Here is a 22,291-nt window from a genome sequence, read left to right on the forward strand (position 1 = left end):
CGAGAATCCCGGTTCCATTCGCTGCAAACAGCCCGTGCCGATGCCGAAGAAGATCCAAGCCCGCAAGTCCGCCATCCATGGCAACGGCGTGTTCGCCGTGGCCCCGATCAAGCAGGGCGAGCGCGTGATCCAGTACAAGGGCCTGCTGCGCAGCCACGGCGATGTTGATGCCGACGACAGCGGCGACGTCGAAAGCGGCCACACCTTCCTGTTCACCCTCAACGATGACTGGGTGATCGATGCCAACTACAAGGGCAATGACGCGCGCTGGATCAACCACAGCTGCGATCCGAACTGCGAGGCGGTGATCGAGGAAGACGAGGACGGCGACAGCCGGGGCGACAAGGTGTTCATCGAGGCACTGCGCGATATCAAGGCCGGCGAGGAGCTGACCTACAACTACGGCATCACCCTGGCCGAGCGCCACACGGCCAAGCTGAAGAAGATCTGGGAGTGCCGCTGCGGCTCGCCCAAGTGCACCGGTACCATGCTGCAGCCCAAGCGCTGATCGGGCCCGTAGTGCCGGCCAGCGGCCGGCACTGCCTGGAGGCTCTCCACCTGCCGTGCACGACGGGGTCACCGCCGCGCAAGGGCCGTTCTTCCATGCTGTGGGCTCCCCCCAACCGGAGTGCATCCATGGCAGAGCGATTGAAGGGCAAGCAGATTGCCATCCTTGCCACCCACGGCTTCGAACAGTCCGAACTGACCGAACCCAAGCGTTTGCTGGAAGCGGAAGGTGCGCGGGTCAGCGTGGTGTCGCCTGCAAAGGAGGCGACCATCAAGGGCTGGAAAGAGAAGAACTGGGGCGACGCCGTCGCGGTGGACATCCCGCTGGACGAGGCGGATCCGTCGGGCTTTGATGCCTTGGTACTGCCAGGAGGTGTGATCAATCCGGACACGCTGCGTACCGACGATGCGGTACTCAGCTTCATCCGCTCGGTGGATGAAGCCGGCAAGCCTGTCGCGGCGATCTGCCATGGCCCGTGGTTGCTGATCAATAGCGGGCTGGCCGATGGCCGCAAGCTGACGTCCTGGCCGTCCCTGCAGCAGGACCTGGCCAACGCGGGAGCGAACTGGCGCGATGCCGAGGTGGTGGTCGACGGCAACGTAATCACCAGCCGCAAGCCGGACGACATTCCCGCCTTCAGCGAGGCGGTGGTCAAGGCACTTGCCGCGTGATGCTTTGCCGGTAGTGCCGGCTGCTGGCCGGCAGATGCAGTGACTGCGCTGCCGGCCAGTGGCACTACCTCATTTACCCAGCACGCCTGCCGGCACCAGGTTGCCCAGGTTCTGGTTGAAGGTGACCACCAGCTTGCCGTTCTTCACCTGTGCCGACTGCACCTGCAGCGCGCCGAGCAGCCCGGCCACGGCCGGGTCCAGCTTGTAGATCGGTTCGCGCTGGGCGTAGTCGCTCAGCCAGGCATTGAGCAGGCCACGGGTGCGTGAGTCGAGGCGACCGCCCTGGTTGGCCGGGGTGAAGTCATCCACGCTGGGCTGCTGCAGGTGGAAACCCTGGGTCTGCGCGTCGTAGCGCAGGCCGCTGCTGAGCTTCACCGTACCCAGTTTGGCCGGGTTGCCGCCAGCGGTGGCCAGTGCCACGTCCATGCCCAGGTTCAAGCGCTCGCCGGCGGGAAGGCTCAGCTGCGGGTGGCTCATGGTCAGTGCGATCAGGCCGCCGAGGGCGTCCTGGGTGCGCGGGAAGCTGCCATCGAGATACTGCTGGACGTCGCTGGCACCCACCGACAGTTCGCGGCCGGAAATGGAGGGAGCCGCCTGTGCGCCGATCGCAGCAGCGATCAGTACGGTGGAGGCAGCAAGGCGGGTCATCAGGGAACGCAGGCGCATGGCGGTGACCGATGGGCAGGGAATGGATGGATCACAGAGTAGCCGCGCAGGCTGAATCGCGCGTGCATGCGGCTGCAACGGTTCAGTCCAGCATTGGACGCAGCTGCGCCGACTGGATCTGCCAGGCGCTGCCGTCGCTGCTGGGTTGCACGCGGTACCAGCCACCGAAGCGGAACGTGCCGTTGGCGGTGACCGCGCGGATCTGCACCGGCACTTCAAGCAGCTGTGGCGGTTGCCGGTCGTCGCGGGCGATCGGGGTATCGCTGTGCAGGCGCAGGGTGCGCAGGTCCCGCAGCTGTCGCAGCGCGGCGTCGTCCGCATGCCGCGGATCACTGGGCGGGATCGTCCAGGCGGCATTGCTGGCGGCGCGGTCGCGGTTGAGCAGCGCCGCCACGTAGCGGTTGAGCATCGTCGAGGGTGGCTCGGCACTGTCGGCGACGGCGGACAGCAGCGGCACATCGCTCGCCTGCAGCGCTGCGGGATCGGGGCCGGTATGGATGTCCGCTGCTGCGGTGGCGGCAGCGGCAACGGGCGCTGGCGCGGTTTCAACATTCGTCTGTGCTGCCGGGCGTGAACAACCCAGCAGCACCAGTGGTGCGATCAGCAACAGGATCCTGCGCATGCCTGCCTCCTCCCCGAGGCAATCTGGAGGGCGGCAGTGTAGCGATTGCGCGGGGCTCAGCGGGAGGAGGGCAGCTGTTCCAGCGCGTCCAGCGCCGGCAGGACCTGTGCCGCGACGGCGGCTAGTGCGTGGCCGTCGGTCCCGGCGTGGCGCTGCACGATGTCGCGCAGCAGCTGGGTGGCGATCACCAGGGTCGCGCGCTCGTCGCCGCTGATGCCGGCGGTACGCGGAGCCGCCTCCAGCAGGCGCATCAGGTCACGGCTGGCGCGGTGTTCCAGTTCGATGGTGCAGCGCCCGGTGCACTGCAGCCCGTCCTTTTCGATCGGGGTCACCGAGATCCGGTAGCGGGTGGAGGGGCTGGCCATGAGGGTGTGCTCGCCGTAGCTGTGGAGGATGTGCCCACCATAGGCAAGGCCACGGCCGGCGGCGATGGCCGGCGCTGCACGCAGTGTTCCACCCGGTACGTTCCGCGCCCTTTGCGGAGCGCCGGCAGCCACTGGTGGCGGGCCTGCAGGGGGATTGCCGGGGCCGCGGCAACGCTGTGTTGCGGGGTGTGGTCCGGACAAAAAAAACGGGACGGCCAGAGCCGTCCCGTCGGAATCCGCGTTGGGGCGCGCGCTTACAGCGCGGCGTCCTTCAGCTTCTTCAGCGGACGCACCTTCAGCTTGGTGGTGGCCGGCTTGGCAGCGAACCACTGCTCTTCCTTGGTGAACGGGTTGATGCCCTTGCGCTTCGGCTTGGCCGGCACATTGACGGTGGTGATCTTCAGCAGGCCCGGCAGGGTGAAGGAGCCAGCGCCCTTCTTGTGCACCGAGGAGGCGACGGCGCTTTCCAGCGAGGCCAGCACAGCGCGGACGTCCTTGGCGACGACGCCGGAGGCTTCAGCGATGTGTGCAACCAGGCCGGACTTGGTCAGCACTTCCTTGATCGGCTTCGGAGCGGCCGGCTTGGCGGCTGCCTTCGTCGCGACTTTCTTCGCTGCCTTCTTCGGGGCAGCCTTCTTAGCGGTCTTTGCCATGGTTTCCTGTTCCGTGAACGGTTGGTTGTTTGGTCGGCGCCGAACCCCGTCGGCAAGCGCAATGTAGGGCAACTCTCGGGCGCCGCCAATAGCCCGAAGCGCGGAAAGTGCATGTTTTTTCATATCCAGGCCGATTCAGTACATGGCCGGTGGTGGGGGATGGGGGCGCGCCAGCGTGTTCGATGGCCGGCGCCCGCCCATCGGCGGAGTGCGCGAAACCACTGAAAACAAGGGGAAAATGCGTTCCGGGCTGGCGAGGAAGTGTCCACGCGCCGGGCTCGGGGCGACGCCCGGCGTGCGGCGGAGCGACGCAGGGCTAACGCGCGGCGTGCGAGGGTAGCCGTTCATCACCGCCACGCAGGAGCAGCACAATGGGAATCTCGCGACACGCCACCGCGCACTGGGAAGGCGATCTGAAGTCGGGCAAGGGACAGTTGAGCACGCCGCAGAGTGGGCTGCTGGACAAGACCCGCTACGGTTTCAACAGCCGCTTTGGCGACGAAAAGGGCACCAATCCGGAAGAGCTGATCGCTGCCGCGCACGCGGGTTGTTTCACCATGGCGCTGTCGGCCAAGCTCGGCGAGGCAGGCTTCACCCCGACCTCGCTGGACACCGAAGCGAAGGTCGACCTGTCGCTGGAGGGCGGCCCGCAGCTGTCGCAGATCCGGCTGAAGGTGAGGGCGGTGGTGCCCGGCATCGATGCGACGCAGTTCCGTGCCATTGCCGATGACGCCAAGCAGAACTGCCCGGTGTCCAAGGCGCTGAGCGCGGTGCCCATCAGCCTGGAAGCCGAGCTGGGCTGAGAAATCGCGGGCCGGGATGGTCACGGTAGTGCCGGCCGCGGGCCGGCAACCGCATGATGCCGAGGTCGAGGTGGCAGCCGGCCAGCGTCATGGCGACCTTCCTGGCCGCCACCCTCCGGGCCGTCGCGCGCGACGTTGCAGCGGCTCCTGCCGCTGCCTTCGGCTCTACCCCCCAGCAGCAATCACCAATCGATGGTGCCGGCAATCACCGTCTGCACCTGCCCCCCCGACCAGACCTCGCCGTCTTCATCGACCCGCAGGGTCAGGCGTGCGTCGTGGCCGACTTCGCGGCCCTGGCTGACTTCGAACGGTGCACGGCCATGGGGCAGGGCATCGCGCAGGTCCAGCCATGCGGCCAACACCGCATTGGCAGCACCCGAGGCGGCGTCCTCGAAGCGTCGGCCATTGCCGACAAAGGCGCGTACCGCCAGATCGAAGCCCTCGCGGCCATCGCTGAAGGCATAGGCGAACACGCCCATGCTGTCGGTGGATTCGGCCAGTGCAGCGACCGCATCCCAGTCCGGACGCAGGGTGCGCAACGCGGCTTCATCGGCCACCTGCACCACCCACCAGCTGCGCCCGCCCTGCATGCGTGCCGGCGGCAGCGTGCCCAGCGGCCAGCCCTTCAGCGCCGCCTGCAGGCGCGGATCGGTGGCCTCGACGGTCTCGGCCAGCTGCGCGCGCGGGGTGCGGATGGCGATGCGCTGCTGCGCGCCCTCACCACTGACGCGCAGCGGCAGCGCACCTGCAATGCCATCCTGCACCAGCACGCCACCGACCGGCGCGGCCAGGCCCGCCTGCAGCACCGCGTGCGCGGTACCGACGCTGGGATGGCCGGCGAACGGAACCTCCTTCTGCGGGCTGAACATGCGCAGCCGGTAGCTGGCGCCCGCGACCTGCGGCGGGAACACGAAGGTGGTTTCGGGCAGGCGCGTCCAGCGCGCAATGGCCTGCATGCTGGCATCGTCCAGGCCCTCGGCATCGAGCACAACGGCCAGCGGATTGCCGGCGCCGGCGCGCGGGGAGAACACATCCAGCTGCAGGAAGCGGCGGGTGGACATCAGGCAGGACTCCAGTAGACAGGCGGCATAGCGTAGCGCGGGGCACAAAAAAGGGGACGGAGGGAATTAAGTCGCTTGTGGCACATATGGCAGAAGCGACTTAATTCCCTCCGTCCCCTTTTTTCCGTGGGCTACCAGCGGATGTGGCCGTCGATGACCGGCTGCACCTGGCCGCCGATCCAGACCGTGCCCTGCGCATCGACTTCGACCTGCACGCGCCCATCGCGACCGACTTCGCGGCCCTGGCTGGCCACGTAGCGGCCCTCGCGGCCGGGCAGGGCGTTGCGCTGCCGCAGCCAGGCACCGATCAGGGCATTGGCGCTGCCGGTGACCGGATCTTCCGGCACGCTGGCCGCATCGGCGGGGCAGAATGCGCGCACCACACGGGCGTGGTCGGTGCCGGCCTCGTCAGCGAATACGGCCACGCCGGTGGCATCGGTGGCCAGGCTCCAGTCGCGCAGCGTGGCCATGTCCGGCGCCAGGCCGCGCACGGCAGCGGCGTCGCGCAGCGGCAGCAGCCACCAGCGTGCGCCGTTGTCCCACAGTTCGGGTTGCTGCCCCTTGGCCGCCAGTGCCAGCAGTGCGGCCGGCGCGGCGTCCGCCGGCGTGTCCAGCTGCCGGGCCGTTGGGCTGGCGAGCTGGATCTCCAGCGCCTCGGCCGGGCCGCTCACCCGAACCGGCAACACGCCCGCTGCACATTGCTGCAGCAGGGTGCCGTTGCGCGGCTGGGCCAGGCCGCACGTCACCGCCGCCCAGGCAGCGCCGACGCTGGGGTGGCCGGCAAAGGCCAGCTCCCGGGTCGGGGTGAAGATGCGGATGTGATAGTCGGCGCCCGGCGCAGTGGGGTGCAGGAAGAACACCGTCTCGGACAGGTTCAGCCAGGCGGCCAGGGCCTGCATCTGCTCGCCGGACAGGCCGTCCGCATCCAGGATGGCACCCAGCGGATTGCCGGTGCCGGGGCGGGGGGCGAAGACATCGAGCTGCAGGTAACGAAGGACGGCCATCTGCGGGGATATTGCGCTTAGAATCAAGGGTTCCGCCCCCGAGGGCGGCTCCCCCACATTCTACATAGCCAATCCATGTCAGCTTCCCCCCTTGTCGATCGTTGGATCGTACTGAAGTTCGGCGGCACCTCGGTGTCGCGTCGTCACCGCTGGGACACGATCGGGAAGCTGGCGAAAAAACGCGCGGAAGAGACCGGCTCGCGCGTACTGGTGGTGGTTTCGGCGCTGTCCGGGGTCACCAACGAACTGACTGCGATCGCCGATGGCGCGCCGGACAGCCGTGACCGCGTGGCCGCGCTGGTCGAGCGCCATGAAGGTTTCCTGGCCGAACTGGGCCTGGGCCGCGAGGTGCTGGCCGAGCGCCTGGCAGCGCTGCAGGGCCTGCTCGACGACCCGCGTGCGGCCACCCGCCCGCTGGAATGGCAGGCCGAAGTGCTGGGCCAGGGCGAGCTGTTGTCCTCCACGCTGGGCGCGGCCTATCTGCACGCTTCGGGCCTGGACATGGGCTGGATGGATGCCCGCCAGTGGCTGGACGCGATGCCGCCGCAGCCGAACCAGAGCGACTGGTCGCAACGCCTGTCGGTGAACTGCCAGTGGCGTGCCGATGCGGAGTGGTTGCAGCGCTTCCGCGCGCAGCCGACCCGCCTGCTGATCACCCAGGGCTTCATTTCGCGGCATGCCGATGGCGGTACCGCCATCCTCGGTCGCGGTGGCTCGGATACCTCGGCGGCGTACTTCGGTGCGCTGCTGGGCGCCAGCCGCGTGGAGATCTGGACCGATGTGCCAGGCATGTTCAGCGCCAATCCGAAGGATGTGCCCGACGCGCGCCTGCTGACCCGCCTGGACTATTACGAGGCGCAGGAAATCGCCACCACCGGCGCCAAGGTGCTGCACCCGCGCTCGATCAAGCCGTGCCGCGATGCTGGCGTGCCGATGGCCATCCTCGATACCGAGCGCCCGGAACTGCCGGGCACCAGCATCGACGGCAGTGCTGCACCGGTGCCGGGGGTGAAGGCGATCAGCCGCCGCAACGGCATCGTGCTGGTGTCGATGGAAGGCATCGGCATGTGGCAGCAGGTCGGCTTCCTGGCCGATGTGTTCAACCTGTTCAAGAAGCATGGCCTGTCGGTGGACCTGATCGGTTCGGCCGAGACCAACGTCACCGTGTCGCTGGACCCGTCCGAGAACCTGGTCAACACCGATGTGCTGGCCGCGCTGTCGGCCGACCTGTCGCAGATCTGCAAGGTGAAGGTGATCGTGCCGTGCGCGGCGATCACCCTGGTCGGCCGCGGCATGCGTTCGCTGCTGCACAAGCTGTCGGACGTGTGGGCCACCTTCGGCCGCGAGCGCGTGCACATGATCTCGCAGTCGTCCAACGACCTGAACCTGACCTTCGTCATCGACGAGGCCGATGCTGATGGCCTACTGCCGATCCTGCACGCCGAGCTGATCGACAGCGGTGCCATGCCGGTGGAAGAGACCGAAGTGTTCGGTCCGCGCTGGCGCGAGATCGCCGGCACCGTGCGCCCGCGTGGCACGCCGTGGTGGCGGGGGCAGCGTGCGCACCTGCTGCAGCTGGCCGATGCCGGCACGCCGCGTTATGTCTACCACCTGCCGACCGTGCGCGCCCGCGCCCGCGCGCTGGCCGCGATCAAGCCGATCGACCAGCGCTACTACGCGATCAAGGCCAACAGCCACCCGGCCATCCTGCAGCTGCTGGAAGCCGAGGGCTTCGGCCTGGAATGTGTCTCGCACGGCGAACTGAAGCACGTGTTCCAGCACTTGCCGGAGCTTTCGCCCAAGCGCGTGCTGTTCACCCCCAGCTTCTGCCCGCGCAGCGAGTACGAAGCCGCGTTCGCGCTGGGCGTGACCGTCACCGTCGACAACGTCGAAGCACTGCAGCGCTGGCCGGACCTGTTCCGCAACCGCGAGCTGTGGCTGCGCGTGGACCTGGGCCGTGGCGAAGGCCACCATGCCAAGGTCCGCACCGGCGGCAAGGAGTCCAAGTTCGGCCTGCCGATCGCCCGTGTCGATGAGTTCGTGCGCGCGGCCACCGATCTGGGCAGCCGCGTGGTCGGCCTGCACGCGCACCTCGGCAGTGGCGTGGAGACCGCGCAGCATTGGCGCCTGATGTGCGATGAGCTCGCCGGCTTCGCCCGCCGCATCGGCAGCGTGCAGACCATCGATATCGGCGGTGGCCTGCCGATTCCGTACAGCGACGAAGACGAGCCGTTCGATCTGGACGCCTGGGCCGAGGGCCTGGCCGAGGTCAAGGCGCTGCATCCGGCGTTCCGCCTGGCGATCGAGCCGGGCCGGTACCTGGTGGCCGAATCCGGGGTGCTGCTGACCCATGTCACCCAGGTGGTGGAGAAGGACGGCGTGCGCCGCGTCGGCCTCGATGCCGGCATGAACGCACTGATGCGCCCGGCCCTGTACGACGCCTGGCACGACATCGAGAACCTCAGCCGCCAGGGCGGTTATGCCGAAGCGGCGTTCGATGTGGTCGGCCCGATCTGCGAATCCAGCGATGTGTTCGGCAAGCGCCGCAAGCTGCCGGTGTCGACCGCACCGGACGACGTGATGCTGATCGCCGATGCCGGCGCCTACGGTTATTCGATGGCCAACACCTACAACCAGCGGGCGTTGCCGCGCGAAGACGTGATCGAGTGATCACCGCGCGCGCCCTGCACCCGCCCACCGACACGCCCCGCGCCATCGCGCGGGCCCGTGCCTGACCGGATACCCCATGACTGCTTTCGACAAACACCAGGTTTCCCGCTTCCGTTTCGTCCGCTGCGAATTCGCCGCGGATACCGGCGTGGCCAAGCTGGTCTACGCCTTTGATGACGGTCCGGAGATGGTGGAAACCATCACCGTGCCGGGCGCCCCGTTCGTGCTGGACGAGGCGCGTGCCTCGGCAGTGCAGCGCGCGCTGCAGCTGTTGCACCTGATCGCCGGTGTCAGCTACTACAAGGCGGGCGTGCCGGAGACGGTCAGCATCGACAGCTACGCCATCGATGCCGATACCGCTGCGCTGGTGGAGACGGTCTACCTCAACGGCCTGGGCGAATTTGCGTACCGCAACGGCCTGAACCTGCGTGGGCGCTTCCGCCTGCCGGTGCAGGGCGACGCAGTGCAGGCGCCGGTGCTGGGCCTGCAGCCGCATGCGCTGGTGGCGATCGGTGGCGGCAAGGATTCGCTGGTCAGCATCGAAGCGCTGCGCCGTGCCGGCGTGGACGAGACGGTGACCTGGATTGGTGGTTCGCAGCTGATCCGCGCCTGTGCCGAGCGTACCGGCCTGCCCACGCTGAACCTGGGCCGCGCGCTGGCGCCGGAACTGTTCGAACTCAACCGCCAGGGCGCCTGGAACGGGCATATCCCGGTCACCGCGGTGAACTCGGCGATCATGGTGCTGGCCGCGCTGCTGCAGGGCGTGGACCAGGTGGTGTTCTCCAATGAGCGTTCGGCAAGCTACGGCAGCCAGATTCCGGGCACCGGCGAGGTGAACCACCAGTGGTCCAAAGGCTGGGCGTTCGAGCAGGCGTTCGGCCGCCACGTGCAGAAGCACGTCGCTGCGGACCTGCAGTACTACTCGCTGCTGCGCCCGATGTCAGAGCTGGCGGTGGCCCGCCAGTTCGCCAAGACCGATTTCTACGACGCGCACTTCTCCAGCTGCAACCGCAACTTCCACATCCTTGGCGAGCGCCCGGTGAACCGCTGGTGCGGCGTCTGCCCGAAGTGCCATTTCGTGTTCCTTGCGCTGGCCCCGTTCATGCCCAAGACGCGGCTGGTGCGCATCTTCGGCCGCAACCTGCTGGACGATGCCGAGCAGGCCGGTGGCTTCGACGCGCTGCTGGAATTCCAGGACCACAAGCCGTTCGAGTGCGTGGGCGAAGGCCGCGAATCGCGCGCGGCGATGGCGACCCTGGCGCAGCGCCCGGAGTGGAAGGAAGACGTGCTGGTGAAGCGCTTCTGCAATGAGATCCAGCCGCAGCTGGATGCCGCCGAACTGGAACTGGCACCGCTGCTGCAGCTGCAGGGCGAGCACCGCGTTCCGGCTGCGCTGTGGGAACGGGTGCGTGAAGATTTCGAAGCTTGAAGGAAAGCGCGTTGCGCTGTGGGGCTGGGGCCGTGAGGGTCGCGCCGCGTTTGCGGTGCTGCACGAGCGCCTGCCCACGCTGCCGCTGAGCCTGTTCTGCCCGGCGGCCGAAGCCGAGGCCGCGCGTGCGGAAACACAGGGCGCGCTGGACGTGCGTGGCGAGCCCTCGGCCGAGGCGCTGGCCGCCTTCGAGGTGGTGATCAAATCCCCCGGCATCAGCCCGTACCAGCCGATCGCGCTGGCCGCCGCAGGGCAGGGCACCACCTTCATCGGTGGCACCGCGCTGTGGTTTGCCGAGCATGCGGGTGCCGACGGCATCGTGCACGACACCGTGTGCGTGACCGGTACCAAGGGCAAGAGCACGACCACCGCACTGGTCGCGCACCTGCTGCGCGCGGCCGGCCACCGTACCGGCCTGGTCGGCAACATCGGCCTGCCGCTGCTGGAAGTGCTGGACCCACAGCCCGCGCCCGAGTACTGGGCGGTGGAACTGTCCAGCTACCAGACCGGTGAAGTGGCGCGCAGTGGCGCCCATCCGCAGGTAGCGGTGGTGCTGAACCTGTTCCCGGAACATCTGGACTGGCACGGCAGCGAGCAGCGTTACATCGAGGACAAGCTGCGGTTGGTGACCGAAGCCGCACCGCGCATCGCCGTGCTCAACGCCGCCGATCCACATCTGGCGGCGCTTTCGCTGCCCGGCAGCGAAGTTGTCTGGTTCAACCAGCCGCAGGGCTGGCACATGCGCGGTGACATCGTGCATCGCGGTGAGCAGGCCGTGTTCGATACCCGCAACACGCCGCTGCCGGGTCGCCACAACCGCGGCAACTTGTGTGCGGTGCTGGCCGCGCTGGAAGCGCTGGGGCTGGATGCGGTGGCGCTGGTGCCGGCGGTGCAGAACTTCCGTCCATTGCCGAACCGCCTGCAGCGCATTGGCGTGGCCGATGGCCTGACCTACATCAACGATTCGATCAGCACCACGCCGCATGCCAGCCTGGCTGCGCTGGAGTGTTTCGCCGGCCAGCGCATCGCACTGCTGGTGGGCGGGCACGACCGTGGCCTGGACTGGACCGATTTCATGCAGCACATGGCGCACGACGTGCCGCCGGTGGAGATCGTGACGATGGGCAGCAACGGCCCACGCATCCATGCGATGCTGCGGCCGCTGGCCGACGCCGGGCGCTTTGGTCTGCACGCTGCGGGCGATCTGCCCGAGGCGATGGTGCTGGCGCGTGCCGCGCTGGGTGGGCAGGGCGGGGTGGTGCTGCTGTCGCCGGGCGCGCCGAGCTTTGGTGCCTACCGCGACTATGTGGCCCGTGGCCGTCATTTCGCCGAACTGGCCGGATTCGACCCGGACAGCATCAGCGCGATTCCGGGGTTGGGTATTGCCTGACCGGCGGGATCGGGGTCGGATCCCTTTCCGCAGGAAAGGGCTCTGACCCCATCGTGCATTTATCATGCAGGCATCCCCGGACAGACCCGGATGCCCGCATGTGCACCTTCATCACCGTGTTCCTGCCCACCTCGTTTGCGCAGGTTGAAGCCGCCGCGATCATGGAGCGCAGCGGCCGGCGCCTGTTCGCCCAGGCATCGCCCAGCCTGCAGGCCGCCGTCGGCCCCGGTTGGCAGCCCTGGTTGAGCGCGGGCCACTGCGATTGCGGTACGGCCCTGGCATCGGCGCAGGCTGGGCCGAAGTGGAAGGGCGATGCCGAACGCTGGCGGAAGAAGGGCTGGAGTGAAGCGAAGATCGCCCGCGCGCAGGCCGAGCAGTCGGCGCGGCACGAGCAGGTTCAGCAGGCGTGCCGCGACGAAGCGCTGGTCGATGCCAGCCAGTGGCTGCAGCGCATCGATGCGCTGCTGGGGGCAGGTGCGGCGCGCATCGGGCTTCTGGTGCGCGATTACGACGGCGCGGTAGGGGCCCGGCAGCCAAAGCCGCCGGAACGTCACTGGTCGCGAGCGCGCTTGGCGGCGGGGGATCTGCTGGCACTCCAGCCGGGCACCCTGCATTGGGTGGAACCCAGGTGAAGCGTGCTGCGCGCATGGCGTGGATCTACTGTTCCTGGTCGATGAACGCGTAGCCGCCGTCGATCAGCTGCTGCAGGTATGCGTCGAAGCTCGGCGCGATCACCGCATAGCTGTCCGGATCATGCAGGTAGCGCACCACCTGGCCAACCGTGCCACCCGGTGCGGGATCGAAATCCAGGTACAGCATCGAGGTGCCGCCGTTGTTCATGCAGTGCGAGAAGCACAGGCGGCGGTTCATCGGCAGATCCGCGTCGATGCCTTCACCCAGGATCTCAGGTTCGTCATCCAGCCACGCTTCGTAGATTGAACGGATGCTGTCGTCCCACTGCTGCTGGTCCTCGAAGATCTGGGCCACCGAGCGCAGGTAGTACGGATAGCCGCCGTCCTCCACGTCCGAGCCGAGCATCAGCACGCAGACCTCGCCACCGGGGTATTCACGGAAGTGGGTACCATCCACACGCGACAGCAGCGCGATGAGGCTGTCCGGCGCCTGCGGCCACTGCGTGCGCAGGCGCTGCAAGTCTTCGGCGCTGGCGCCCTGCACATGTGCCCACTGCGGGGCATCGTCGGCAGGCAGGCGCGGGATCAGGCCAGACAGGAAGTGATCAACAAGGTTCATGCGGCAAAAAGGGGACGGAGGGGATTAAGTCGTATCCAACCACACCTGCGTCACGTCGCCAATGCAGAATGCGACGCGGGAGGGGCGAATACGGCTTAATCCCCTCCGTCCCCTTTTTTTGTGGAGCAGGCGCATGAATCGTTGGCGATGCGGTGTGGCGGTGATCCTCGGGCTGGCGGCGATGCCGGCCTGGGCGGCGATGAAGACCCAGCCGGTGGAATGGACCCACCAGGGCACGACCTTCAGTGGTGTGCTGGTCTACGACGATGGCGGGCATGACAAACGCCCGGGACTGGTGATGGTGCCGAACTGGAAAGGCGTGAACGCATCGGCGATTGAAAAGGCCAAGCAGTTGGCCGGCGATGACTATGTGGTGCTGGTGGCGGATGTATACGGCAAGAGCGTGCGTCCGAAGACCGATGCGGAGGCCGGGCCGGTGGCCAGCAAGCTGCGCAACGACCGGCCGCTGCTGCGCGCACGTGCGCTGGAGGCGGTGAACGTGCTCAAGGCGCAGGCCGGCAAGGCGCCGCTGGACGCCAGCCGGATCGGTGCGGTGGGCTTCTGCTTCGGCGGCACCACGGTGCTGGAACTGGCCCGTGCCGGTGCGCCGCTGGCCGGCGTGGTCAGCCTGCATGGTGGGCTGGGCTCGCCGCTGCCTGCGCAGGCCGGTGGTACCCATCCATCGGTGCTGGTGCTCAACGGCGCCGACGACAGCAGCGTGACCGCCGAGGACATCGCCGGCTTCCAGAAGGAAATGAACGCCGCCAAGGTCGACTGGGAATTCACCAACTACAGCGGCGCGGTGCACTGCTTCGCCGAGCGCGATGCAAACAGCCCGCCGGGCTGCCAGTACAACGAACGGGCGGCCAAGCGCGCGTGGAAGGCGCTGGATGAGTTCTTCGAGGAGCGCTTCATGTAGTGCCGATAGTGCCGACCAACGGTCGGCACCTACCGATGTTTCCGTGCCGACCAACGGTCGGCACCTACCCGTTCGGGTACGCCGGCCTGGTGGGTGCCGACCGTTGGTCGGCACGCCTCCATCAATGCGAGCGCTGCACCGCGTAGCGGGCCAGGCCGCGCAGGGCAGCCACGGCGTCGTTGTCGCCCAGGCCATCGAGCGCGCGCTCGGCGGCCTCGGCGTATTCCTCGGCACGCGCGCGGCTGTACTCCAGGCCGCCGGTGGCGCGGATCGCGGCCAGCACTTCCGGCATCGCCGAGGCATCGCCGTCCTGCACGATGGTGCGCAGGCGCTCGCGGGTGGCGTCGTCGGAGTGGGCCATCGCGTGGATCAGCGGCAGCGTGGCCTTGCCCTCGGCGAGGTCGTCGCCCAGGTTCTTGCCCAGTTCCTCGGCGTTGGCCGAGTAGTCCAGCACGTCGTCGGCGATCTGGAACGCGTAGCCCAGGTGCATGCCGTAGTCGAACAGGGCCTGCTGGGTGGCCTCGTCCACGCCGCTGGCCAGCGCGCCCAGGCGGGTGCCGGCGGCGAACAGCACTGCGGTCTTGCGCTCGATCACGCGCAGGTACGCCGCTTCGTCGGTATCCGGGTTGTGCACGTGCAGCAGCTGCAGCACTTCACCCTCGGCGATGCGGTTGGTGGCATCGGCCAGGATCTGCATCACCGACATGCGTTCCAGCTCGACCATCAGCTGGAAGCTGCGCGAGTACAGGAAGTCGCCGACCAGCACGCTGGGCGCGTTGCCCCACAGCGCGTTGGCGGTGCTGCGGCCACGGCGCAGGCTGGATTCGTCCACCACGTCGTCGTGCAGCAGGGTGGAGGTGTGGATGAACTCGATGATCGCCGCCAGCTGGTGGTGGTCCGGACCGGCGTGGCCGACCGCGTGGCCGGCCAGCATCACCAGCATCGGGCGCAGGCGTTTGCCGCCGGCGGAAATGATGTGGTCGGCGATCTGGTTGATCAGCACGACGTCCGAAGACAGCCGGCGCCGGATCAGGGCGTCGACGGCGGCCATGTCGGCCGCGGCTAGCGACTGGATCTGGGGCAGGCCCAGGGCGGGACGGGTGTCTTCGGTGATGGTCATGCGATCAGGCTTTCAGGCTCACCACCGATTATAGGCGCTGGCCGTGAATTCGGGCGCAAACCGGTCCGCGCGGCATTTCCAGCCCGGCCAGCGCCGCCGTCTGCGTGAATACGTATGCAGGTTGCGCCATGCCCGGGAGGCCGCCGCTAAGCTTGCCGGATCAGGATTTCGGCCCGCTGCCGGCGGGTCCCGCATGCCCGGAGGGGGGCTGTCGATGTCGCACTATCCATGGTGGCGCGGAGCCGTCATCTACCAGATCTACCCGCGCAGCTACCTCGATGCCAACGGCGACGGGGTGGGTGACCTGCCGGGCATCATCGAGCGGCTGGACCACATCGCCGCGCTGGGCGTGGATGCGATCTGGATTTCGCCGTTCTTCAAGTCGCCGATGGCCGACTTCGGCTACGACATCGCCGACTACCGCGATGTCGATCCGCTGTTCGGCAGCCTGGATGACTTCGACCGCCTGCTGGCCAAGGCCCACGGCCTGGGCCTGAAGGTGATGATCGACCAGGTGCTGAGCCACACCTCGATCGAGCATGCCTGGTTCCGCGAGAGCCGCCAGGATCGCCGCAACCCGAAGGCGGACTGGTACGTGTGGGCCGACCCGCGCGAGGACGGCACCCCGCCCAACAACTGGCTGTCGCTGTTCGGCGGCTGCGCCTGGCAGTGGGAGCCGCGCCGCGAGCAGTACTACCTGCACAACTTCCTGGTCGACCAGCCGGACCTGAACTTCCATCACCCGGACGTGCAGCAGGCGACCTTGGACAACGTGCGCTTCTGGCTGGACCGCGGCGTGGATGGCTTCCGCCTGGATGCGATCAACTTCTGCTTCCACGACGCACAGCTGCGTGACAACCCGGCCAAGCCCGCCGAAAAGCGGGTGGGGCGCGGCTTCAGCCCGGACAACCCGTACGCCTACCAGTACCACTACTACAACAACACCCAGCCGGAGAACCTGCCGTTCCTGGAGCGCCTGCGCGCGCTGCTGGACGAGTACCCGGGAGCGGTCAGCCTGGGCGAGATCTCCTCGGAGGATTCGCTGGCCACCACCGCCGAGTACACCCGCGATGGCCGCCTGCACATGGGCTACAGCTTCGAGCTGCTGGTGGACGACTACAGCGCGGCCTACATCCGCGACACGGTCTCGCGGCTGGAAGCGGCAATGACCGAAGGCTGGCCGTGCTGGGCGGTTTCGAATCACGACGTGGAGCGGGCGGTCAGCCGCTGGGGCGGTCACCCGGCCGACCCGCGCCTGGCGCGGATGCTGGTGGCGATGCTGTGCTCACTGCGCGGCTCGGTCTGCCTGTACCAGGGCGAAGAGCTGGGCCTGGCCGAGGCCGAGGTGCCGTTCGAGGCGCTGCAGGACCCCTATGGCATCACCTTCTGGCCGAACTTCAAGGGCCGCGACGGCTGCCGGACGCCGCTGCCGTGGACCGAAGCGCCGCTGGCCGGTTTCACCACGGGCCAGCCCTGGTTGCCGATCCCGGCCGAGCACCGCGCCGCGGCGGTGGCCGTGCAGGAGCGCGACCCGCACTCGGTGCTGGCCGCGTTCCGGGCGTACCTGGCCTGGCGGCATACCCAGCCGGTGCTCCTGCATGGCAGCATCCGGTTCATCGAAAGTGCCGAGCCAGTGCTGCTGTTCGAGCGTATGCTTGCAGATGAAACCCTCCTGCTGGCCTTCAACCTGTCGGCCGAGGCGGTGAGCCATCCGTTGCCGCCGGGCAATTGGCAGCAGGTGGCGGTACCGGGCCCGGATGCGGGCACGGTGCAGGGCAATCAACTCCAGCTGCCACCGCGCGCGGTGTATTGCGCCCGACGCAGCTGACCGTTTTCTCCGGTGGCGGTACTTGCGGGGACGGGGCCGAAGCGCCCCGTCCCTTTTTTGTGGGTGGGGTTCCGGCGAAAGGCATCCGCGCAAAAGAAAACCCGCTGCCTGCGCAGCGGGTTTCCGATGAGTCGTTGCCGGCCAGCGGCCGGCACTACCCGGTCATGGTCAGAACTTGTAGTTCACGCCCAGCATGTAGGTGCGGCCCCACTCGATGTACTCCAGCGGGCGGTCCTTGCTGCCGGCATAGGTGCGGTACGGCTCGTTGGTCAGGTTGCTGCCCTGCAGCAGCAGGGTCAGGCCACGCAGGGCGCTGCTGTCGCTGAAGGTGTAGCTGACCTGCGCATCGGTCACGTTTTCGCCCACCACGTAGCGCAGGCTGCGGTTGCCATTGAAGTTGCCGATCTCACCGATGAAGTCCGAACGGCGGCGCTGGCTGACGCGTGCTTCAAAGCCGCTGCGCTCGTAGTAGGCGGTGAAGTTGTACACGCGCTTGGACAGGCCCGGCAGGCTGATCGGGTCGGTACCCACGCTGGAAGCACTCTCCGGGTCCAGGATGGTGATGTCGCTCTTGTTGAACGTCGCGCTGGCCTGCACGCCGAAGCCACGCAGGCTGTCGGTCAGCATGTCCAGCGGGAAGGACGCGGTCAGCTCCAGGCCCTTCAGCGTGCCGCCCTTGCCGTTCTGCGGTGCGGAGAAGGTGCCGGTGGTCAGCACCGGCGCGGTCATGCCCGGCGGCGGTACGTAGCTGCCCAGCAGCGAGGTGAAGTCGTAGTTGTCCACCGACTGGGTGTAGACGTAGCTCTTCAGGTCCTTGTAGAAGATCGCGGCGGCCACGTAGGCCTTCTCGCCGAAGTACTTCTCATAGGACAGGTCCAGCGCGGTGGCGCGCCATGGGTCCAGCAGCGGGTTGCCGCCACTGCCGCCGGGGCGGCCGGTACCGGTGTCCACGCCGAACTCCAGGCCGGCGCGCATCTGGTCCACGCGCGGACGCGCGACCTGCTTGGCGGCGGCGAAGCGCAGCGTCTGCTGGTGCGGGAACATGAAGGCCAGGTTCAAGCTGGGCAGCCAGTCGTTGTAGGTACGGCCGTTCGAGTACGGCTGCACGTTGTTGCCGGCGGACTGCGAGCTGTCCCAGTAACGCGAATCCGAGCTCTGGTCGGTGTGCTGCATCTGCACGCCGATGTTGCCGCGCACGCCAACCACGCCGATGTCGGCGTTGATGTTCAGGCGCGCCCACGCCGTGGTGATCTTCTCCTGCACCGTCCACGACTTGGGAATCAGGTAGTCCAGGTTGTCGACCGGGTTGAAGGTCATGTAACGACCCACAGCGGCCGGCACGTTCCACGCCGGAATGGTGCCGAGGCCGGCGAAGCCGAGGTTCACCGGTCGGTACTGCAGGTCCGAGGCGATGTTGGCGTCGCCCTGTGCGCCGAGCAGGATGTTGCCTTCGGACTGGGTCTTCACCTTGCGGCGATCGGCGTAGTTCACGCCGATATCGATGTCCGGTGCCCACGAGGCGATGGCATCGGGCAGTGCAATGGTGGCGGCCAGCTTGCCGCCCTTCAGGCGGTCTTCCACCTTCGGCACCTTGCCGTAGCCGGAACCGTAGATGGTGTTGGTCAGGAACAGCGCGTCAGGGTTGGAGTAGTCCAGGCCCGGGCTGATCTGCGAAAAGCCGTCCTGGCGGATCGTCACGCCGATCGTATCCAGCTGCGGCATCGGGGTCAGCTGCAGGTTGTTTTCCAGGTTCAGTTCATCGCGCGTGGCCTTGGAGTAGTTCAGGTCGGCGACCAGCTTGACGCCGCTGAAGTTGAACTCGTTGTTCCAGCCGAACGCATCGATCTTGTCCTTGCGCTTGTTGTACATGCCGCGCACCAGCGGATAGACACCGCTGGCGGTGCCGCCGGTGAACGAGCCGTTGGCGTTGACCTGCGGATTGCTGACCAGCAGGCCCGGGGTGTAGTTGCCGTTGTAGTTGCTGAGATTCAGCTCGAACTGATTGGCGGTGTCGATCTGCTCGGCTTCGGTGTGGAACGCGTCGAAGGTGCTGGTCCAGCTGTTGTTGGGCCGGAACTGGATGGTGGCCATCACGCCGTCGCGCTTGTTGTTGCCGGTGCGGCGCAGGGCCTTGATGCCGTCGGAGAAATAGGTGCCCGCCGCAACGCCCGGGCGGTTGCCCTTGTCGGTGTGCTCGGTGGTCCACGGCTCATACAGGCCGACCTGGTTTTCCTGGATCGGCATGTCGCTGTGCGCGTAGCCGATGGCGATGCCCAGGGTCTTGTCCAGGAACTGGTCGATGTAGCTGGCGCTGAAGCGGTTGCCGTACGGGTCGGTGTTGGCGGCGCGGCCCAGCGAACTCTTCTGGTAGCGGCCGCTGACCGCGATCACGCGCTCGCCGAAGCTGAGCGGGCGCGCGGTCTGCATGTCGATGGTGCCCGACAGGCCCTGGCCGACCAGCGCGGCATCCGGAGTCTTGTACACGGTCACGCCATTGACCAGTTCGGACGGGTACTGGTCGAACTCGACGCCACGGTTGTCGCCGGTACTGACCACTTCACGGCCGTTGAGCAGGGTGGTGGCGAAGTCCGGCGACAGGCCGCGCACGCTGATCACCTGCGCGCGGCCGGCCACGCGCTGGGCGGCCAGGCCGGGCAGGCGCGAGATGGATTCGGCGATGCTGACGTCGGGCAGCTTGCCGATGTCTTCGGCGGAGATCGCTTCGACCACCGACGTGGCGTCCTGCTTGACCGCGATCGCGCTCTCGATGCCACGGCGGATGCCGGTGACCTGCACCGTATCCAGGTTGGTGGCGGCGGTGCCGGCCGGCGTGGTGGTGCTCTGCGTGGACTGTGCCGACGCCAGTGTCGGCGCCAGGACAACGGCCAGCGCGATGCTCAGCGCGCTGCGCTTGTGGTTCAACATTTTCCCCTCCCAGGCAATGTTGCAGATCGATTCGTGAACGTCCCGGGGTGACCGTGGACGTGCGACGCGGTGGCCGCTGTCGTCGCCGCTATGGTAGGCAGCGCGTTCTTCGCGGGGATCACCCTGCATACGTATTCAATGGCGTCTGCAGGGTTGTAATCGCTTTCAGATCCCCGCCACGATGGCGCCGGGCGATGCCCGGCGAACGTCGCGCGGGGGCGTTCATCATTTCAAGGGCGTGAAGCGGATGGCCTGCCCACCGCCCGGCGCCAGCACCAGCGTCAGGGCATCGGCGCTGGTCACCTCGCGGGTTTCGCGGGCGAACGCGAACGGGTTGCTGCGGAAGTCGGCACCGTCACCATCGCGGTAGATTTCGGCGCGGTAGCGCACGCCTGGTTCCAGGAATCCCAGCGATACCGGCAGCACGCGGCCATGCTCGTCGGTGATGCTGCCGAGGAACCAGTCGCGGCTGTTGCGGTCGCGGCGCACGATCGTCACGTAGTCCCCCACTTCGCCATCGAGCACGCGGCTCTGCTCCCAGTCCACCGCCACGTCCTCGATGAAGCGGAACGCCTCGCGATGCTGCAGGTAGTGCTCGGGCAGGTCGGCGGCCATCTGGATCGGGCTGTACAGCACCACGTACAGCGCCAGCTGGCGGGCCAATGTACTGGGAATGGCCTGGCCGTGGCGGCCCTTCAGGCTGAGGATGCCGGGGGTGTAATCCATCGGCCCGGCCAGCATGCGGGTGAACACCAGGTTGACCTCATGCTCCGGTGGGTTCGGTGGCTGGCCCCAGGCGTTGTATTCCATGCCACGGGCACCTTCGCGCGAGATCCAGTTGGGATAGGTACGGCGCAGGCCGGTGTCCTTGATCGGCTCATGCGGGTTCACCGACAGGTGCCGGCGTGCAGCCTCATGCACCACCTTCAGGTGGTGGCGGGCCATGAACTGCCCGTCGTGCCACTCGCGCCACAGCGGGCCACCGGCCGGATTGCGGCGGTCGACCTGGCCGTCGTCGCAGACATAGCCGGTCTTGAACTGGTCCACGCCCAGCCGCGCATACAGGTCCAGCGCGGCACCCAGCTGGTTCTCGTAATGTTCGATGGCACAGCCGGTTTCATGGTGGCCGATCAGGTGCACGCCCTTTTCCAGGCCGTATGCCGACAGTGCTTCAATGTCGAAATCGGGCGTGGCGCGGGTGAAATCGAAGTCGTAACCGTTGCCGACCCAGTTGCCGTCCCAGCCGGGATTCCAGCCTTCCACCAGTACGCCGCGGAAGCCGTGCGCAGCGGCGAAGTCGATCACCTTCTTCGTCCTGGCAGTGGTGGCCGCGTGCTTCGGGCCGGTCGCCCAGCTCTCATTGTCCAGGTGCATCGACCACCACACGCCCAGGTACTTGGCCGGCTTCACCCAGCTCACGTCGCCCAGCGCATTGGGCTCGTTGAGGTTGAGGATCAGGTCCGATTCGACCAGGCCACCGGCACGGTCGGCGATCTGCAGCGTGCGCCACGGCGTGGCAAAGGGCAGGGCACGGCGCACCTTCCAGCCTTCCGCCGAGGGTGACAGCTGCGCGCGCAGGCGCTGGCCCTCGGTGCGGCGCAGCCACATGCCGGCATAGTCCACCAGCGCCGCCTCGTGGATCGCCACGTGCAGGCCATCGCGGCTGCGCAGGGTCATCGGCGTATGCACCAGCGGCACCTCGCGCAGCGGCGTGCGCTGGTACAGGTATTCATAGTGGATCGGTTCCCCGGCAGGGATCCACCACGCGGTGGAATCCTGCGCGATGGCGAACTCGGTCAGTTCGTTATCGATGATCGCCTCGCGCAGGTTCGGCTGCCGGGGGAACACATAGCGGAAGCCCAGGCCGTCGTCGTAGACGCGGAACACCACATCCAGCCGCCGCTTGCTGCCAGTGGTCTCGGCCAGCTGCACGGTCAGCTCGTTGAAGTGGTTGCGGGTGATCCGGCGTTCGCCCCACGGCTGCTCCCAGCGGTCATCGACGCTGCGCCGCTGCTGGCCGAGCAGGGCGAAATCGCGGTCCAGGCGCCCGTCGCGCAGGGCGAAGCCGAGCTTCGAATCTTCCACCACGGTTTGGCCGAGGCGTTCCACGCGGTAGCGGGCGGTGCCGCCGTCCAGCACCAGGCTGACCGTGAGCACCTTGCCCGGTGATTCGACGTTGGCCACCTGTGGCGCGGCCTGTGCCAGCGTGGCCAGGCCCAGCAGGACCAGTCCGAGCACATGCGCGAACACCGCGCGTACAGCAGTGGGTGACATCGGCATTTCCCCTCCCAAGGCGCCGTTGGCAGACCCGGACCATAAGCCAGCGCGGCAGGCGCGCTACCGCGCAACGCCATGAATACGTATGCAGCTGGACGCAGCCGACAGCCCCGCGTCTACCATGGGGCC

19 protein-coding genes are annotated in these 22,291 nt (G+C 67.6%); 9 read left to right on the forward strand and 10 right to left on the reverse strand.

Annotated elements, in window-relative coordinates:
• Window positions 1-40 precede the first annotated feature (40 nt).
• The gene (locus ACYKG1_RS05535) at window positions 41-508 is read left to right on the forward strand and encodes an SET domain-containing protein (protein ID WP_012479369.1); all 468 of its coding nucleotides are present in this window, start codon (window positions 41-43) and stop codon (window positions 506-508) included.
• A gap of 128 nt (window positions 509-636) precedes the next feature.
• Window positions 637-1,179 carry a type 1 glutamine amidotransferase domain-containing protein gene (locus tag ACYKG1_RS05540; RefSeq protein WP_100471549.1) on the forward strand — a complete coding sequence of 181 codons (543 nt, stop codon included), beginning with the start codon at window positions 637-639 and terminating at the stop codon, window positions 1,177-1,179.
• A 69-nt stretch (window positions 1,180-1,248) separates the two neighbouring features.
• On the opposite strand, the gene ACYKG1_RS05545 is transcribed toward ACYKG1_RS05540, so the two are convergent.
• From ACYKG1_RS05545 to ACYKG1_RS05560, 4 genes are all read right to left on the reverse strand, one after another.
• Window positions 1,249-1,845 carry a YceB family lipoprotein gene (locus ACYKG1_RS05545; RefSeq protein ID WP_012510326.1) on the reverse strand — a complete coding sequence of 199 codons (597 nt, stop codon included), beginning with the start codon at window positions 1,843-1,845 and terminating at the stop codon, window positions 1,249-1,251.
• A gap of 82 nt (window positions 1,846-1,927) precedes the next feature.
• Entirely contained in the window at window positions 1,928-2,467 is a 540-nt protein-coding gene (locus tag ACYKG1_RS05550; RefSeq protein ID WP_262226342.1) for a hypothetical protein, read from the reverse strand.
• Between the two features lie 56 nt (window positions 2,468-2,523).
• Complete coding sequence (locus tag ACYKG1_RS05555; protein ID WP_100471551.1) at window positions 2,524-2,832, reverse strand: DUF3861 family protein; 309 nt, start codon at window positions 2,830-2,832, stop codon at window positions 2,524-2,526.
• Between the two features lie 254 nt (window positions 2,833-3,086).
• Window positions 3,087-3,485 carry an HU family DNA-binding protein gene (locus ACYKG1_RS05560; RefSeq protein WP_072168628.1) on the reverse strand — a complete coding sequence of 133 codons (399 nt, stop codon included), beginning with the start codon at window positions 3,483-3,485 and terminating at the stop codon, window positions 3,087-3,089.
• Between the two features lie 371 nt (window positions 3,486-3,856).
• Here ACYKG1_RS05560 and ACYKG1_RS05565 point away from each other — a divergent pair, with 371 nt between their 5' ends.
• Window positions 3,857-4,288 (forward strand): OsmC family protein, encoded by a 432-nt coding sequence (locus ACYKG1_RS05565; protein WP_100471552.1) that lies wholly within the window; start codon window positions 3,857-3,859, stop codon window positions 4,286-4,288.
• Window positions 4,289-4,470: 182 nt separating this feature from the next.
• Here ACYKG1_RS05565 and ACYKG1_RS05570 read toward each other — a convergent pair whose 3' ends face one another.
• On the reverse strand, window positions 4,471-5,349 hold the full coding sequence (locus ACYKG1_RS05570) for a PhzF family phenazine biosynthesis protein (protein WP_478472045.1): 879 nt from the start codon (window positions 5,347-5,349) through the stop codon (window positions 4,471-4,473).
• Window positions 5,350-5,480: 131 nt separating this feature from the next.
• Window positions 5,481-6,353, reverse strand: coding sequence for a PhzF family phenazine biosynthesis protein (locus ACYKG1_RS05575; protein WP_478472046.1), 873 nt, complete (start codon window positions 6,351-6,353; stop codon window positions 5,481-5,483).
• A gap of 75 nt (window positions 6,354-6,428) precedes the next feature.
• Between ACYKG1_RS05575 and ACYKG1_RS05580 the strand changes: the two genes are divergently transcribed.
• The 4 genes from ACYKG1_RS05580 (at window position 6,429) to ACYKG1_RS05595 (ending at window position 12,474) form a co-directional block, all read left to right on the forward strand.
• Window positions 6,429-9,023, forward strand: a complete 2,595-nt coding sequence (locus ACYKG1_RS05580) for a bifunctional aspartate kinase/diaminopimelate decarboxylase (protein ID WP_100471555.1) — start codon at window positions 6,429-6,431, stop codon at window positions 9,021-9,023.
• Between the two features lie 76 nt (window positions 9,024-9,099).
• Window positions 9,100-10,452 (forward strand): UDP-N-acetyl-alpha-D-muramoyl-L-alanyl-L-glutamate epimerase, encoded by a 1,353-nt coding sequence (gene murL, locus ACYKG1_RS05585; RefSeq protein WP_262084653.1) that lies wholly within the window; start codon window positions 9,100-9,102, stop codon window positions 10,450-10,452.
• Window positions 10,433-11,842, forward strand: coding sequence for a UDP-N-acetylmuramoyl-L-alanine--D-glutamate ligase (gene murD, locus ACYKG1_RS05590; RefSeq protein WP_262084652.1), 1,410 nt, complete (start codon window positions 10,433-10,435; stop codon window positions 11,840-11,842). Before murL ends, murD begins: the two co-directional genes overlap by 20 nt.
• 98 nt (window positions 11,843-11,940) lie before the next feature.
• Window positions 11,941-12,474 (forward strand): hypothetical protein, encoded by a 534-nt coding sequence (locus tag ACYKG1_RS05595; RefSeq protein WP_262084651.1) that lies wholly within the window; start codon window positions 11,941-11,943, stop codon window positions 12,472-12,474.
• A 25-nt stretch (window positions 12,475-12,499) separates the two neighbouring features.
• Here the strand turns inward: ACYKG1_RS05595 and ACYKG1_RS05600 are convergent, their stop codons facing one another.
• Window positions 12,500-13,093 carry an SMI1/KNR4 family protein gene (locus ACYKG1_RS05600; RefSeq protein ID WP_100471558.1) on the reverse strand — a complete coding sequence of 198 codons (594 nt, stop codon included), beginning with the start codon at window positions 13,091-13,093 and terminating at the stop codon, window positions 12,500-12,502.
• A 133-nt stretch (window positions 13,094-13,226) separates the two neighbouring features.
• On the opposite strand from ACYKG1_RS05600, the gene ACYKG1_RS05605 reads away from it, so the two are divergent.
• A complete protein-coding gene (locus tag ACYKG1_RS05605) occupies window positions 13,227-14,012 on the forward strand; it encodes a dienelactone hydrolase family protein (protein ID WP_262084649.1) in 786 nt (261 codons plus the stop codon).
• 121 nt (window positions 14,013-14,133) lie between these two features.
• On the opposite strand, the gene ACYKG1_RS05610 is transcribed toward ACYKG1_RS05605, so the two are convergent.
• On the reverse strand, window positions 14,134-15,132 hold the full coding sequence (locus ACYKG1_RS05610) for a polyprenyl synthetase family protein (RefSeq protein ID WP_262084648.1): 999 nt from the start codon (window positions 15,130-15,132) through the stop codon (window positions 14,134-14,136).
• Window positions 15,133-15,346: 214 nt separating this feature from the next.
• Between ACYKG1_RS05610 and ACYKG1_RS05615 the strand changes: the two genes are divergently transcribed.
• The gene (locus ACYKG1_RS05615; RefSeq protein ID WP_478472048.1) at window positions 15,347-16,960 is read left to right on the forward strand and encodes an alpha-glucosidase family protein; all 1,614 of its coding nucleotides are present in this window, start codon (window positions 15,347-15,349) and stop codon (window positions 16,958-16,960) included.
• 168 nt (window positions 16,961-17,128) lie between these two features.
• On the opposite strand, the gene ACYKG1_RS05620 is transcribed toward ACYKG1_RS05615, so the two are convergent.
• Complete coding sequence (locus tag ACYKG1_RS05620; protein WP_262226348.1) at window positions 17,129-19,885, reverse strand: TonB-dependent receptor; 2,757 nt, start codon at window positions 19,883-19,885, stop codon at window positions 17,129-17,131.
• Window positions 19,886-20,110: 225 nt separating this feature from the next.
• Window positions 20,111-22,165: a glycoside hydrolase family 97 protein gene (locus tag ACYKG1_RS05625; protein ID WP_478472050.1), complete on the reverse strand. Its 2,055-nt coding sequence runs from the start codon at window positions 22,163-22,165 to the stop codon at window positions 20,111-20,113.
• Window positions 22,166-22,291: the final 126 nt, after the last annotated feature.

It is taken from the genome of Stenotrophomonas sp. 85239_Sma, assembly GCF_056481725.1.

Coding starts and splice junctions, on each gene's coding strand:
- ACYKG1_RS05610 (WP_262084648.1), bottom strand. CDS start 15,132: ATGACCATCACCGAAGACACCCGTCCCGCCCTGGGCCTGCCCCAGATC.
- ACYKG1_RS05535 (WP_012479369.1), top strand. CDS start 41: ATGCCGAAGAAGATCCAAGCCCGCAAGTCCGCCATCCATGGCAACGGC.
- ACYKG1_RS05605 (WP_262084649.1), top strand. CDS start 13,227: ATGAATCGTTGGCGATGCGGTGTGGCGGTGATCCTCGGGCTGGCGGCG.
- ACYKG1_RS05550 (WP_262226342.1), bottom strand. CDS start 2,467: ATGCGCAGGATCCTGTTGCTGATCGCACCACTGGTGCTGCTGGGTTGT.
- ACYKG1_RS05620 (WP_262226348.1), bottom strand. CDS start 19,885: ATGTTGAACCACAAGCGCAGCGCGCTGAGCATCGCGCTGGCCGTTGTC.
- ACYKG1_RS05595 (WP_262084651.1), top strand. CDS start 11,941: ATGTGCACCTTCATCACCGTGTTCCTGCCCACCTCGTTTGCGCAGGTT.
- ACYKG1_RS05625 (WP_478472050.1), bottom strand. CDS start 22,165: ATGCCGATGTCACCCACTGCTGTACGCGCGGTGTTCGCGCATGTGCTC.
- ACYKG1_RS05545 (WP_012510326.1), bottom strand. CDS start 1,845: ATGCGCCTGCGTTCCCTGATGACCCGCCTTGCTGCCTCCACCGTACTG.
- ACYKG1_RS05565 (WP_100471552.1), top strand. CDS start 3,857: ATGGGAATCTCGCGACACGCCACCGCGCACTGGGAAGGCGATCTGAAG.
- ACYKG1_RS05560 (WP_072168628.1), bottom strand. CDS start 3,485: ATGGCAAAGACCGCTAAGAAGGCTGCCCCGAAGAAGGCAGCGAAGAAA.
- ACYKG1_RS05580 (WP_100471555.1), top strand. CDS start 6,429: ATGTCAGCTTCCCCCCTTGTCGATCGTTGGATCGTACTGAAGTTCGGC.
- ACYKG1_RS05615 (WP_478472048.1), top strand. CDS start 15,347: ATGTCGCACTATCCATGGTGGCGCGGAGCCGTCATCTACCAGATCTAC.
- ACYKG1_RS05600 (WP_100471558.1), bottom strand. CDS start 13,093: ATGAACCTTGTTGATCACTTCCTGTCTGGCCTGATCCCGCGCCTGCCT.
- ACYKG1_RS05575 (WP_478472046.1), bottom strand. CDS start 6,353: ATGGCCGTCCTTCGTTACCTGCAGCTCGATGTCTTCGCCCCCCGCCCC.
- ACYKG1_RS05570 (WP_478472045.1), bottom strand. CDS start 5,349: ATGTCCACCCGCCGCTTCCTGCAGCTGGATGTGTTCTCCCCGCGCGCC.
- murL (WP_262084653.1), top strand. CDS start 9,100: ATGACTGCTTTCGACAAACACCAGGTTTCCCGCTTCCGTTTCGTCCGC.
- ACYKG1_RS05540 (WP_100471549.1), top strand. CDS start 637: ATGGCAGAGCGATTGAAGGGCAAGCAGATTGCCATCCTTGCCACCCAC.
- ACYKG1_RS05555 (WP_100471551.1), bottom strand. CDS start 2,832: ATGGCCAGCCCCTCCACCCGCTACCGGATCTCGGTGACCCCGATCGAA.